Below are 13,919 nucleotides of genomic sequence, written 5' to 3' on the forward strand. Positions count from 1 at the left end.
TGAAATAAAAAAATCAACCCCATACCGAAACATACTTTATGGATCCAAACACATCGGTGGCCCCAGTGTCCAATGGCACGACTATTCTAGTAGATAACGACAAAGAAAAGCTTCAGAAATCCAAGAAAGAACTCCTAGCGATTGGTTTTCATTCGTTCCAAAAAGCAAGAGACTGGGTGGTAACAGTGATGGATCAGCGTATTCGGGAGATCGCCGACAATTCAGAACCACTCAAACTTTCCGACATCACGCCATGTCCTCAATGGCTGGAAGGTTCTGCGTGGTTGAAGATGGAGCAAGAAATGAATCTTTCGGAGGGAGAGATGTTCTTACTTGCCTTTGTTTACCTCTCACAGTTTCGGCCGGATAGTGTGTCTCAGTTGTGGACAGAAGATTCGTTGGCATACAGGGTTGGGGGAGTTCAAAAGGAAGGAGGAGGTTCTATGTCACCTACTTTTAGGACGGTAGTGTATCTACTCGCAGGAGACAAAGGCCTCAACCATGCCGTTTACTATTCCTTGTTGGTAGATTCTCGACTTTTTAGAGAGCAGGTGGTGGTAGCTGTAGAGGAGCGCAATGAGATTTTGGACAATCAGAAGTTAAAACTCAATGATGAATTTTATCGCTGGATGATGACCGGAACCAAAGTCAATGTAGGAGTTAGTACCGAATTTCCTGCTGTGCTATTGGATACTCATTTGACATTTGAAGATCTGGTCCTCAAAGAAAGTGTGACAGATCAGTTGAAATTTTTGATGGATTTTGTTCGTCATCAGGATGCCATGTATAGTGATGAGTCATTTTCGAGCAAAGTAAAAAAGGGCTATGTAGCGATGCTCTATGGCCCTCCTGGGACGGGAAAAACAATGACTGTATCTGTCATGGGCAAGGAGCTAGGGATAGACGTATATTGTATCGATTTGTCTAGAGTGGTATCCAAATATATCGGGGAGACAGAGAAAAATCTAGAAAAGATATTTCAGCGATTGGAGCACAAACGTTGTATCCTCTTTTTTGATGAAGCAGATGCGCTCTTTGGCAAACGGACGGAGGTCAAGGATGCGAGAGACCGATACGCCAATCAGGAGGTAGCCTACTTGCTCCAAAAGATTGAGCGCTTTCCAGGCTTGGTCATACTCACGAGTAATTACAATCAAAACTTGGATAGTGCATTTCGAAGAAGAATCTTGAGCTCTATTTTTATGCCACCTCCGGGAGTGGAAGAAAGATTGACATTATGGAAGAAAGCATTGCCAACGAATTATCAGTTTGAACCAGAAAATCTTCCCGAAAAATTGGCTAAGGATTATATGTTGACAGGAGCAAACATAGCCAACATTATTAAGCTAGGCTGTATCAAAGCACACCATGATGTGAACAACCCCAATGTGGTGACTAGTGCGATCCTTACGCCTATCATCAAGCTCGAACAACATAAGGAGAAGAATAGTTGATCGACTCAATCTATCAATCCATCACGTGAGCTCAACTGCGCTTGGATTTTTTTAGTCGTTTCTCTGCTTTCTTTTCTTTTGGTGTTTTGACGGCCTCTTTTTTGACACTCTTTTTGCTGTCTTGTGATTTACCCATGATTATGATTTGGTTTTGATGACCGTATGTAGATACCACTGTATCACAGGGTAATACTAAAGGTTTAATTTGTGATAAGTGGGCTCTTTATTTATAATCCGTCGATGAACTGTGTGATCAACTGGAAATAGTCTTCGAATTCGGTCAAGGGGAGAGTCTCCGAACGGTCATAGATGTCGTGGTAGGCTTGGATCCCTCCGAGTGTGTAGATGAAAAAACTAGGGACACCTTGCTGATAAAAGAAGCAGTGGTCGCTGTTGCAGGATTCTCCCCGGATCTTGACTTGAGTGAGTAGATCTTGCTCTTGATTGATCTTCGACAGTCGATCAAATTGCTCACGGTAGATGGAGCCATTGACGACTTGTATCCCATCATCTCCTGTGCCGGAGATGTCAAAGTTCAATAGGAATTTGATTCGCTCTAGTTCGAAAAGGGGATGCTCTACGAAATACTTCGAACCCAATAGCCCCAATTCTTCTCCCCCAAAGGCGATGAATACTGTTGTGTAGGCAGGAGGATGATCGTGGTAGTGTCGTGCAAGGTTGAGAAGCATGGCAACCCCACTGGCATTGTCATTGGCGCCTGGGAAGAGGGTCTCACTACCCATCATTCCTAGATGGTCGTAGTGGGCGGTCAGTACGACGAGAGAGTCCGTCGTGTGCCCTGGAGTGTAGCCGATGACGTTTTGGGTACTGTAGTCTGTGTACCACTGGTTGTCTACCTCGACGGTGAGGGTTTGTATGTCTGTACTGTCTTGGGTGAGTGCGAAGGATGGTTTGGCAAGGAGTCGTGTAGAGCCTCCCCAGGTGAGTTTTTGGCTGGTGAGGAAGATGGAGCCTGCTGCAGGATTGTCCGGATGGTATTTGATGAAGTGGACTACTTCGTCAATCAATTGTTGTTCTTCTGAACTAAAGTCTTTTGGATTGTAGGCAGGGATGATCTGAAATCGTCCGGCCGTAGATTGGAGTATGTCAGAGAGGTGTTCTCGGTGGATGAAATCATGAAGGTCTAGGGTGACAGTTTCAAAATGACCATGGGTACTAGGGGAGCCTGGATCGATGAGGTAGTCCAAGCCTGGCGTTAGATTCTGTCCATTGATACGGAGGACCATCTGACTGGGGAAGGTGTTGACTGAGGTGGTGAAAGGCTGGAGGTAGCTTTTGCCGAAAGGCTCCAAACCCAATGAGTCGAATGCCTCTCGAATGTAAGCTGCTGCGATGCTGTCTCCTTGTCCTACATAGCCACGGCCTTTGAAGGCCGGAGAAGCGAGTTGTTTGATCACTGCTTGAGCATAGGGCAGGTCTTGAGCTGCTCCACGTTGGTAGGAGAGCATAGCAAATATTATGAACAGGCAAGAGAGGTGTTTCACGTTATAGCTTCTTTTTTTCTGTCATTTTGGATTGAATGGCTTCACCGAGTTGATACACCGCGAGTGCATAGAGTGGGCTGTGGTTGTAGCGAGTGATCACATAGAAGTTGGTGAAGCCAAACCAATATTCATTCCCTTCATCGAGAGTGAACTCTTGTAATGTGACTTTTTCGTCTGTACTGCTGCCATTGGCAGTACGAAAGCCCATTTCTTGGTAAGTACTGTATGATTCTTTGGGTTTGAGGGACTGCTTGGCTAGAGGGAGTTGGGCGGTACCTGTGGCGATGGCTTGGAGCGCTACAGGTTTGCCAGTTTGCCATCGGTGTATTTGGAGATAGTTGGCTACACTGGCGATGGCGTCATCTACATTGTTCATCAAGTCTGTGCTGCCTGATTCGTCGTAGTTTTTGGCGTAGGCCAAATAGCTGCTAGGCATGAATTGACAGTAGCCCATGGCACCTGCATAGGAGCCTTGAATGCTCAAGGGATCGAGTTGTTCACGAGAGCATAGTTCTAGAAATTTGCCCAATTCTGCTTTGAAGAAGCTCGAGCGTTTGGGGTACCCAAAGGCCAGAGTGTACAGTGCGTCTAGTACAGAGTAAGTACCTGTACGTGCCCCAAAGAAGGTTTCTACCCCAAGAATTCCAAGGATGATTTTTTCGGGTACGCCTGTTTGTTGGCTGATGTTCTGGAGGGTAGTCTCGTTGGTGATCCAGAATTGAACACCTGCATCTATCCGGTCATCTGTCATGAATATGCCTCTATAGCGGGTCCATGTCATGGTTTTTTCGGCAGGCTTGTTCATTTTCTCAATGATCGAGGGTTGATAGGTGGCTTGCGTCACAATGGCATGGATGTCTTCGAGAGGGAGCTGATTTTGCATAGCATAGATTCGCACAAAATCATCTACATCAGTTTGGTCGATTTGAGAGAAACTACTCAGGCTAGATAGCAGAAAAAGGAGAGGGGACAAAATCCGAAGAATACATGATGGCATCATAAGGCGTGCGTATCGCTAGGGTGAATGGAATGTACTTGTTGAATACAAAGTTGAACATCAATGGTGACAATAGAGGGGAGAATGGAAGATATTTTGAGTGAAATCAACCTGTTGTGTGACGCTATATGAGGATGAGACAAAAACTAAACAAAAGGAGGTCATCTCATATAAGAAGACCTCCTTTTGTGATTCTACACAAGGTTTGAATCCAACTGATACTGTGTTTAAAACAATTTCCAGTCGATATTGGTCAGTTTGGCGTTGATTTCTATTTGTTTTTGCGTGGTAGCGATCAACTCGTCGTTTTGCTGATTGAGTGCTTCGTTGCTGATGTTGAGCTCATCATTTTTTTCTTTAAGTTCTGTACGCGCTCGGTTGAGAGCTTTGTTCATGTCCGCCATTTTCTTGTTGGATGCACGGAGTTGGAGTTTGGTGACTGCATCGTTGAGTGTGTTGATTCTGAACGAATGACTCCATTTGCCACAGATCAGTACGATAGCGGCAGCCAGTACAGCATGGAAAATGAAAGTTTGTAAGTCCATGTATTGAAGTTGAGTGAAGTATACGTCCGGTACACCTGCAAACTGTGCATAGGCAAAGATAGCATGATGCCCCACGACAAATGAGATGAGCGGGACTTGCATTTTCCAGTCTTGGTAGATGATCAGAATCGCAGCACTGATAAATGCGAAAAAATGCATTTCAAACATACCGTGCATCTGATAGATGAAGAGCCCTACGAATACGCCGAGCATGGTGCTGGCAATGTAACGATGTAGGTTGCCCTCGGGTAGGAGAGCTTTGATGCCATACCAAGCGATCAAAGAGAGTGCTCCTATAGCGATAGCCAAAACCCAAGTATTGTAAAAAATGGCTAAGAATAACCCTATCCCTGCGTGTACCCATAGGACCCGTGTCATGTAGGTGTCTGCTTTGGCGTAGTGAGGAGCTAGGATTTTAGCTGCTTGTTCCTTGTTCAGTAGTTTTGATTTGTTGCTCATATTGAGGTCAAAGTGAAAGTTTCCATAAGTTAAATTCTTCGTTGGGTAGACCACAGCCGTAGGCTACAGTGGACAACAGACCAAAGTCTGGAGCTCGGCGGCCCAGCGCGAGCGAGTCTAGCGCCATCTGGGCAAAGTTGCTCCCAGGGTCTGTACAGTAGCGGGCTTTGTTGTAGTTGCCTCGGTAGTATAGTTTTCGGTCAGTGGTGACGATCACGGCTTGAGGGGTGGAGTATACCCCAAACTCGTGGGCGAGTAGTTGGTTTTTGTCTTCGGTGACGATGAGGTTCGTGTCGAAATAGTCCAGTGAAGATTCGTAATCACTCCCGTCAGGGACGACAACTACAAAATCAATCTTAGTTCCAAATTGTCTGCGTAGTGCTTCGAAGTGCTGGATGTTGAACCGTGAACAAGGGCAGCCTGGTTTGAAAAAGTGGTACAAGACTGGTTTGGAAATAGGAGCAAGCGTAGAGTCTGCGATGGTCAACACCTCGTTGACGGGGACGACTTGATAATCCGAAGGAACAGGGGTAGGTAAGGAGTACTGTAGTTCTTGTTGCCAAAACAGTAGACCAATCGTGGTAAAAACAAACAGAAGTAGCCCTCCAGCTAGGATTTTTCTCAACATTATTTTCTAGAATATTAAACTGTCAAAACACTTTGAGCAAATGAATTAATAGTCTAAAGATTGAAACAGAAATAGTAGCTAGCCGAATTTATACAGGAGGAGACACAAAAATAGGTTGTTTCCTCGAAATATGGAGTTAAGAAATTGTGAATTAATCTGGTGTAGAGCCGAGTAATGCTTGTACTGTCTTCTTTTTTACAAAAAAAAGGATGTCTATGACTAGACATCCTTTTGAGGTGGTACTTCGAATATAGGATCAGCGTGTTAACACTTTCACAGCTTTTTGACCGTCAGCTGAGTTGACCATGACTATCCAAAGCCCGTTGTTGAGACTAAAAATCGTATTCGTGTTTGTTTCCAAAGATCTAACCATTCGTCCCATCAGGTTGTACACTTTTACTTGTGTTTTGGAAGTGACATTGCCGATTCGTATTTGGTTTTCATAAGCATAGATTTGAATATCAGAAACAGGAATGGCAGGTGTGGACAGAATCTCTTCTTCCTCTTCCTCTTCCTCCTCCTCCTCGGCAGTCACTAGCCCTGGTAGGGGATCCCAGTCGTCATTTCCTTTGGTAAAGGTAAAGTTCGAGATTTCACTATCGTCACTGAGTACTGCTTCGGTCAAGAGTGTAGACCAGCTCGCTCGACTACCCGAATTGTCAGCACCTGATAGTTCGGTCGTCCCAAACTCATACATACCTGGAGACTCACCTCCCAGCGTACTCAACCAGCCTTCTGCAGCGATCAACGATTCTCCGTCGTTGTCTGGGAAGTTGGTGGTCTCGATGGTCGTGTTGTAGAAGACTACCTCACTGGTTGCTCCCTGCCATGGACGCCCAAAGTACCCAGGCTTAGAGCGATACGCTGAGGCAGTTTCTGAGCCTGGAGTCGCTGAGGTGATGGTGCATTCGTACATCAAGTACCCACGACCACTGCTTTGTTGGGCGGCGGTGATATAGCATCTGTCATTTTTGTCTTCGCTGGTATTCATGACCAGGTCAGTTTGGTAAAATACGGCTGTCATGCCACCAAAGATGTAGTCTGTAGCACCCATCATAGCACCTTTGTAGACGACTACTCTTGATCCTGTACCTCCATAGAAGGAGTCTTGTCTACCAACCACTCGGCATTTGTTGAGTACCACTTTGTCTACGTCGTTCGTAATGGCTATCGCAGCGGCTCTTTCTACAAAACTCTTGTTTTGCACCTCTGTGCTACCAGCAGTAGTAGGTCTCTCTCCCTTGCTACCTGATGCCCACATGACGACTTTGTCTTCGGATTCTTTTTTGGATATGTATTGGTTGAATGAGTTTTCGAAGATGATGTCTTCAGCTTCGAACCCATCTGCACTCACGACCACCGTAGCGTTCCAATACGAACCGTTGGTGGTGCCACTTCCAGCATTCTCATAGGAGAGTGAACCGTTGGCTTTGTTGACACGGAGTACGTCTTCATTCCATTTTTGGTCATTGCCCATGCTGTAATAGCTGTAGCCGTGCCCATAGTAAGAAGTGATTCTGACGGCTTGATCAGAGATATCCACACCTGCGTTGGTTAGGGAGATATCTGGAATAGCTGCTGCGTTTTTCAAGGTGACATTAGTCACACGGATCACCAACATCTCTTCATAGTTGCCTGGATCAATCATGATGGTGACGCGCTGATCACTTTCACGAGCCATTTTTGAGACTGCGTCTAAAGCCTCATTGATCGTTTCAAAATCCTTGTTTGCGCCGACCGTCAATGTTTCGCTATAGTCTACGGCTTGCTGTGTCGCTATCTGCGTGATGTATGTCGTCCCTACACTTGCGCCGATGGTCAGCGTGATGTGCCCAGATTCTGAACCTGTGTAGTTGTAGTTCACACTCTCCAAGGTGCTCGTACTGCCACTGGTAGTCGTGATTGCTTCGCCCCCTTCGATGGAAAAGTCCGCCTCGTAGTAATACGTAATAGTCACTTTGTCTCCCGCGTTGACAGGGACTTGGATCGTGGCGTCTGCTTTTGCTGTCAAGTGCCCTTTGCTGATCTGGTTCGCGATGACTCCTGAGAACAACAGCCCCTTGTAGGCTGTAGTTGTACCACTTTCGATGACTTGATCGTCAAAGTTCCATTGGGTCACAGTGGTGAACGAAAGTGTTTTGCTGACATCCGCTGCTTCTATTGTCAGATTCGAAGTGGGAGCCAATTGCACTGGCGACTCGTCCAGTCCTGTATAGGCTACCGAGTAAGTCCCAGTTCTTAGCTGAACATCACTTGCTGATGGGAAATCATATTCATAGCCTTCCTCGTAGAGGTTGGTGAATACTAGGCCTAATTTGGCGACCTGGTCGTCAGTCAGTCCTTCTGTAGTAATGACAACATCAAAGAGCGCCTTCTCTGTGAAAGCAATGGCTTTTGTCGCATCTGCCGTGATAGATACTGTACTTTCGGTCAATTCATAGTCGTTGACTCCTTTGGCTGTAATCGTGTAACTCGTGTTGGGCTCGAGTTGCACACTGTATGTACCAGCTTCTGTATCTATACTTGGTTCTGGTTGGTAGATTTTGCCATCTGCGCTGTAGTTCAACTCCAAGTCCATGAGCTGATCGTCGAGACCAGTGATACTCCCTGTCACGGTGTAGAGCTCTACTTTCTCAAGTGTCAAATCATAAGTAGTCGTTTCTGCTGTCACAGCCAATGTGCTCTCCGTACTGATCACGTACCCATTGGCATCTGTCAGTCCCAAGGTATAGCTGTAGCCCGCCGGCAATGAAACACTGTAGCTGTTGCTCGATTGATCTGCAATCCAAGTTTTGCCGACTTCATTGGTAAAGGAGATCGAGTATCCCTCAGGTATGTCTGTCGCGGCTGTGACGTCTATGCTACCTGTCAAGTCTGCATACGTAGCATCCTTGCGGTAGATCCTATAGTAGCTTGGTTTGCCTAAGTCATCGTAGATGTGGTAAATTCCTTTGTGCTGAGCCACGAATTTTACTTCGACGATATCACTTCCGAGTTCGATTTGATCGGATTGGAGCGTAGGGTCTTCTGCATAGTCGAAGTTTAGGTTTCCACCTGCGTCGGTTTTGACAATCATCGTGACTTCATCATCTTCGTAGAGAGTCAAACTCATGTATCGGGTGGTCGCTGCAGAAGCATTGACGTAGACTCGTCCCGTGTACTCTTCTGCACCAGCGATATTGTCATCGTATCGTGTCAGGCTTTCGTTGGTAGAGCGGAGTCTGTCATTTCCTCCACCGACCCAGCTCAGTACATCTGCCGTGAAGCTTGGTAGTGTAGGTCCCGCAGTGCCTGCTTCGGTATCTGCATACCAAGCATTGATGATGTCGACGGTTAGATTATTTTTGTAAGTAGCTTCGTCTAGCTGTGCCGCTCCGAAATCCCATACGTCAACCAATCCGTTCGAATTCGGGTACGAGGGGCCGATTTGCACTTCGTATGGAATCGGAGCTACCTCTAAATAGGGGACGTAATTGGTGCCTGTAAAATCCAAAGTTACGCTCCCTGCTTCGCCTACATACAGGATGTCTAGCGTATAGTTGTCATTGTCATATTCACCAGCGGTATTGTCAGATTCGGTGATGTCAAACTCCCCTGATTCGCTAGAGATCGCAATAGTGCCCCCAGAGTAGACACATCCCCCTATTTTGATGTAGGAGTTGCCTGCTACATCTAGTACAATTTGGTTGCCCGTTTTCAAAACCGAACCGTGATCATCCCCATTGTATCCGAATGCGTTGCTTGTCCCCACGATCACGCCGATCAAACCAGCATTGATATCCGACTGACCATCGGTATCTGTAGGGATGATGCTGCCATCTCGCAAGTCATAATAGTAGATGATACTGGTCTCTGCAGTAGTCGCTGTAGCACCTGATTGTGCGGGGATCACTTCAATAGAGGGCAGGTAGATGTCACTACCGGTTCCTTCTACTGCTTTGAAGTTAAGTGTGGTCTCTGGTCCTGAATAGACAAATGAGTAGGTGTCAGATAGATCTGTTTCTACTTTGGTGGTCAGAGTTCCCAAATCTCCAGATTCGAGAGCGGTACCCGTGAGTTCTAGTCCAGAGTGTTTTGATCCCAAAAATCGAATGGTGCTACTTCCTGAGACTTTGACATTGATCTCGTCACCGAGCTTCATGTTCATGCCGTAAGTGCCCCCGTGGTATCCAGCGGTCCAGTCGACTAGTCCATCTGTACTCATACCTGAGTCTATGATGGTTTCGTCCAAAAACTCGTAGGTGACTGTCCCTGCGAGTTGCGCGTTTGCCCATAGTGAGCAAACCAACAATGCTACAATAGCGAAGTAAGTTTTTTTCATAATTTAGTCTTCATTTAATGGTCTTTCGATCCAATGCGAAAGGAGGAGATACCGAGTAGGTGTATACACGACCTTTGCAATCAGGGTCTAAAGGTCATCGGGGGCGTGAAAATCGACTATTCATAAATTCACAATTTCATAGCGTGAATAGAAAAAGTGTATCTGTCACACTTTTGATTAGGTGGAAGAGAAAAAAATGATAGAATAGTTGAGGTATCATGAATCCATTGAGAGTAGATTCCGTTGAATTCCCCATTAACCCAAAGTAAAGTAGATGACCAATATCTATTCATTTGTCTTATTGCAAATAGGGACTCGGAATCATTGTATGGCTTGTTGTTGATCAAATCAACAGCCAAAACACATGTGTGTAATTACAGATTTTTTTAGGATGAATTAGGACTGTCAAGACAGATGTCTTTGGTGTTTATCCGTATTATTGTTGAAACCATTTAATCAAATAAATCATGAGTACAATTAGACTTGGAGACGAAGCTCCGAACTTTACTGCCCAAACGACAGAGGGCAAAATCAACTTTCACGAATGGCTCGGTGACGGTTGGGGAATCTTATTTTCTCACCCCGCAGACTACACGCCTGTATGTACTACTGAGCTTGGCACGGTGGCCAAATACAAAGCAGAGTTTGACAAGAGAAATGTCAAAGTGGTAGCACTCAGCGTGGATGGACTCGAATCACACAAGGGCTGGATCAACGATATCAATGAAACGCAAAATACGACTGTGAATTTTCCAATCATTGCGGATGAGGACAAGAAGGTCTCTAACCTCTATGATATGATTCATCCCAATGCCAACAACAATTTGACGGTTAGGTCTGTCTATATAATTGGCAATGATAAGAAGGTCAAATTGATCATCACTTATCCGGCTTCAACAGGTAGGAATTTTGATGAGCTACTGCGCGTGATCGATTCACTGCAGTTGACTGCATATCACAAAGTAGCTACTCCAGCCAACTGGCAGAGTGGTGAGGATTGTGTGGTCGTACCAGCGGTCGAGACGGCCGATATTCCTGCTATTTTCCCTAAGGGATATACAGAGATCAAGCCATATTTGAGGATGACTCCTCAGCCTGATCTGAAGTGAGTACTTCGGGATACTTAAAAAAGGTGTGTTTGCTTAGCAAACACACCTTTTTTTGTACTCAAGAGCCCTTACAAGAAAGAATATTTGTCCCCGTAGTAGATCATTTGTTCTGTGAAATCAGTTGGGTATTCGATGGTTATGTCGATGATGTTGCCTTGTTCGTCCAGGACGGGTTCCAAGATAGGATTGATGAAGCCGCCATAAGGTGCAATATTTAGTTTTTCGGTACGGGCTAGGACTTCGGAGTGAATGACAGGGTCAACCTTGATGCCATAGTTTTCAACGAGTGCTTTGGCGGCATTGTAATCCCCTTCGGACTTGATACGCTGGGTCTCACGCAGTAGCCTTCCGAAAATCTCACGGAGTTTATCATAGTCGTTGATGACGAAGTAGGTTTTGTCATCTTTGATGATTTTTTCGATGACGTTGTTGGCGATTCCCTGCTCGTATGACCAACGAGAGACCCAAGCACGATTGCGCATGTGAGCTTCCTCTATTTGTTCACCAGGCTTCAATCGTCGCAGTTGTACCAGCATACCGTTGCGTATGTAGCTGTCGTATTCTTCCTTGCCCACTTCGAGACTGGGGATGAGTCCAAGTTCGACCAGTTTAGGGTCCATCAGAAAGTACAAGCCTACTAGATCAGCTCGACCTTCTTCTAGGGTTGATGCATAGTTTTTAAGTGTTTCTTTGGGAGTGCCTACACCAGGGTTGAGTTGGCCCGAGGCATGGCCGATCACCTCGTGTAGCGCCGTATGCATCTTGTCTCCCAGTACACCGTATTCTTCAGCTCTTTTGACTTCATGAGGAGAGAAGGCAAACTCTTCAGTCAATCCGCTGCTTCCTCCTTGTTTGTATGCATCGATGATGTTTCCCAGACTGACGGATTTTGACCCGTGTTTGCTTCTGATCCAATCTGCATTGGGAAGGTTGATACCTATAGGTGTCGCAGGTGACGAGTCTCCAGCTTCTCCCACGACGTTGACGACTTTGTAGCTGACTCCTGTTACGTTGGCTTTCTTATGCTCATCTTGTATCGGCGAGTGATCTTCAAACCATTGTGCATTGTCTGAGAGTACTTTCATGCGCTCCGATGCATCAAAATCTTTGATTTGCACGATAGATTCATAGGAACCTCTATAACCCAAAGGGTCATTGTATACTTCGATGAAGCTGTTGATGTAGTCGATGTCTCCTTCGGTGGCTGCTGCCCATACGACATTGTACTCGTCCCATGTTTTCAAGTCACCAGTTTGGTAGTATTTGATGAGGAGTTGTAGCCCTTGTTTTTGAGCTTCGTTTTCGGCGACTGAGGCGGCTTTGTAGAGCCAATAGATGATTTGGTCGATGGCTCTGCCGTACATACCACCTGATTTCCACAGCTCTTCGGTGAGCTGACCGTCTTTGTTGCGAGTAATCTTGGAGTTCAACCCATATGAGATAGGTTCATTGGTGTTGGGGTCTATGATGCTTTGATAAAACTGTTCTACTTCGTCTGCTGTCACATCCGAGTCATAGAAATTGGTGGCCGAACCTAGGAGTAGCCCTTTGCTCTCATCGAGATTTACTTTTTTGTTGTCATAGGATTGATCAAATATGGCATTGAGAATTTCTTCTTCAAGTTCTTGTTGGGTGGCATCCAACAGCATGTCAAAGTATTCGGAAGAGAAATCAGGCATGATTTTGTTCATCGAGTAGTGATGGTGGATGCCGTTGGCAAACCAGACTCTCTTGGTATAGGTCATGAAGCGTTTCCAGTCCTTGGACTCTCGGTCTCCTTGATAATGCTCCACGATGGTTTCAAGCGTTTGACGTATCCGTAGGTTGTGGCGATAGTTTTGATCATAGATGATGTCCCGACCGCTGAGGCCTGCTTGTGTCAAGAAGTAAACGAGTTTTTTCTGATCGAGGGAGAGCTGTTCAAAACCAGGGACTTGATAGCGGTAGATTTTGAGGTCGGCAAATTGCTCTGTCCAGAATTTGAATTTCTGCTTTTTGCTGGTCTCTGGGATATCATTTTTTTGACATGCTACGAGCATAGTGAGTAGGAGTAGGAGCGTGAGTCGGTTGTTCATGGTATTATTTCGTGATTAAATTTGACTGAGGCAATTTAATACTTCGTGATCAAAATGCCTAAACGTCAACTGAAGAGGCCAAATAGTTCTCTGTCGATATTTGAGACAATCTGAGCAAAATCCTCCGAGCGTTCGACAAAATTCAACTTATTGATATCCAAAATAAGGAGTTTGCCTTCATGGTAGCTACCAATCCATTCTTCGTAGTGATCCCGTAATTCACGGAGGTAATCGATACGTATGGTTTTCTCATAGTTTCGTCCTCGTTTCTCAATGTTACGGACCAGTTGATCTATATCCGCTTTCAAGAAGATGAGTAAGTCTGGAGGCTTGACATATTGTATCATCGATTCAAATAAGGAGAGGTAGTTGTCATAGTCTCGTTGGCTAAAGTCTCCTTGGTCGTATAGGCTCTTGGCGAAGATATAGGCGTCTTCGTAGATTGTTCGGTCTTGAATGACTGGTTTGTCTCGTTGGGCAATTTGATTGACCTGTCGGAAGCGGCTGTTCAAAAAGAAGATTTGTAAATGGAAGGACCATTTAGCCATGTCCTCATAAAAATCTTCGAGATAGGGATTGTTGTCGACTTCCTCTAGTTCTACTTCCCATCCGTAGTGTTTGGCAAGCATTTTGGTGAGAGTAGTTTTGCCCGCTCCGATGTTTCCCGCTATGGCGACATGTTTGATCATGGTGTTGATTTTTTTTTGGGTTGTATATCGTGAGCAATAATAAAGGGAATGACGCGATTTGAGATAGGATGAATCCCCTTTTCTTTGTTGCGAATGGCATTGATTTAGGCTAGAATTGCTCCACCTTTTGACTTAGA

The 13,919-nt window shown here is 45.4% G+C and carries 9 protein-coding genes; 2 read left to right on the top strand and 7 right to left on the bottom strand.

The window, feature by feature from the left end; all coding sequences use genetic code 11:
- Positions 1 to 38 precede the first annotated feature (38 nt).
- A complete protein-coding gene (locus BFP72_RS06315) occupies positions 39 to 1,454 on the top strand; it encodes an ATP-binding protein (protein WP_099598331.1) in 1,416 nt (471 codons plus the stop codon).
- A gap of 227 nt (positions 1,455 to 1,681) precedes the next feature.
- Here BFP72_RS06315 and BFP72_RS06325 read toward each other — a convergent pair whose 3' ends face one another.
- From BFP72_RS06325 to BFP72_RS06345, 5 genes are all read right to left on the bottom strand, one after another.
- Positions 1,682 to 2,923, bottom strand: a complete 1,242-nt coding sequence (locus BFP72_RS06325; RefSeq protein ID WP_099598332.1) for a M28 family metallopeptidase — start codon at positions 2,921 to 2,923, stop codon at positions 1,682 to 1,684.
- A gap of 37 nt (positions 2,924 to 2,960) precedes the next feature.
- Positions 2,961 to 3,959: a lytic murein transglycosylase B gene (gene mltB, locus BFP72_RS06330; protein ID WP_099598333.1), complete on the bottom strand. Its 999-nt coding sequence runs from the start codon at positions 3,957 to 3,959 to the stop codon at positions 2,961 to 2,963.
- A gap of 224 nt (positions 3,960 to 4,183) precedes the next feature.
- A complete protein-coding gene (locus tag BFP72_RS06335) occupies positions 4,184 to 4,960 on the bottom strand; it encodes a hypothetical protein (protein WP_099598334.1) in 777 nt (258 codons plus the stop codon).
- Positions 4,961 to 4,967: 7 nt separating this feature from the next.
- On the bottom strand, positions 4,968 to 5,588 hold the full coding sequence (locus tag BFP72_RS06340; protein WP_099598335.1) for an AhpC/TSA family protein: 621 nt from the start codon (positions 5,586 to 5,588) through the stop codon (positions 4,968 to 4,970).
- A gap of 256 nt (positions 5,589 to 5,844) precedes the next feature.
- Positions 5,845 to 9,909, bottom strand: a complete 4,065-nt coding sequence (locus BFP72_RS06345) for a pectinesterase family protein (RefSeq protein ID WP_099598336.1) — start codon at positions 9,907 to 9,909, stop codon at positions 5,845 to 5,847.
- 467 nt (positions 9,910 to 10,376) lie between these two features.
- Here BFP72_RS06345 and BFP72_RS06350 point away from each other — a divergent pair, with 467 nt between their 5' ends.
- Positions 10,377 to 11,018, top strand: coding sequence for a peroxiredoxin (locus BFP72_RS06350; RefSeq protein WP_099598337.1), 642 nt, complete (start codon positions 10,377 to 10,379; stop codon positions 11,016 to 11,018).
- A gap of 68 nt (positions 11,019 to 11,086) precedes the next feature.
- On the opposite strand, the gene BFP72_RS06355 is transcribed toward BFP72_RS06350, so the two are convergent.
- Both BFP72_RS06355 and BFP72_RS06360 read right to left on the bottom strand, forming a co-directional pair.
- Entirely contained in the window at positions 11,087 to 13,093 is a 2,007-nt protein-coding gene (locus BFP72_RS06355; protein ID WP_099598338.1) for a dihydrofolate reductase, read from the bottom strand.
- A gap of 65 nt (positions 13,094 to 13,158) precedes the next feature.
- Positions 13,159 to 13,782: a deoxynucleoside kinase gene (locus BFP72_RS06360; RefSeq protein WP_099598339.1), complete on the bottom strand. Its 624-nt coding sequence runs from the start codon at positions 13,780 to 13,782 to the stop codon at positions 13,159 to 13,161.
- Positions 13,783 to 13,919 lie beyond the last annotated feature (137 nt).

The organism is Reichenbachiella sp. 5M10 (assembly GCF_002742335.1).
Classification (GTDB): Bacteria; Bacteroidota; Bacteroidia; order Cytophagales; family Cyclobacteriaceae; genus Reichenbachiella.

Bases quoted from the DNA above. Each gene is read 5' to 3' on its own strand.
- BFP72_RS06315 (WP_099598331.1), top strand. From the start codon at position 39: ATGGATCCAAACACATCGGTGGCCCCAGTGTCCAATGGCACGACTATT.
- BFP72_RS06325 (WP_099598332.1), bottom strand. From the start codon at position 2,923: ATGCTCTCCTACCAACGTGGAGCAGCTCAAGACCTGCCCTATGCTCAA.
- mltB (WP_099598333.1), bottom strand. From the start codon at position 3,959: ATGATGCCATCATGTATTCTTCGGATTTTGTCCCCTCTCCTTTTTCTG.
- BFP72_RS06335 (WP_099598334.1), bottom strand. From the start codon at position 4,960: ATGAGCAACAAATCAAAACTACTGAACAAGGAACAAGCAGCTAAAATC.
- BFP72_RS06340 (WP_099598335.1), bottom strand. From the start codon at position 5,588: ATGTTGAGAAAAATCCTAGCTGGAGGGCTACTTCTGTTTGTTTTTACC.
- BFP72_RS06345 (WP_099598336.1), bottom strand. From the start codon at position 9,909: ATGAAAAAAACTTACTTCGCTATTGTAGCATTGTTGGTTTGCTCACTA.
- BFP72_RS06350 (WP_099598337.1), top strand. From the start codon at position 10,377: ATGAGTACAATTAGACTTGGAGACGAAGCTCCGAACTTTACTGCCCAA.
- BFP72_RS06355 (WP_099598338.1), bottom strand. From the start codon at position 13,093: ATGAACAACCGACTCACGCTCCTACTCCTACTCACTATGCTCGTAGCA.
- BFP72_RS06360 (WP_099598339.1), bottom strand. From the start codon at position 13,782: ATGATCAAACATGTCGCCATAGCGGGAAACATCGGAGCGGGCAAAACT.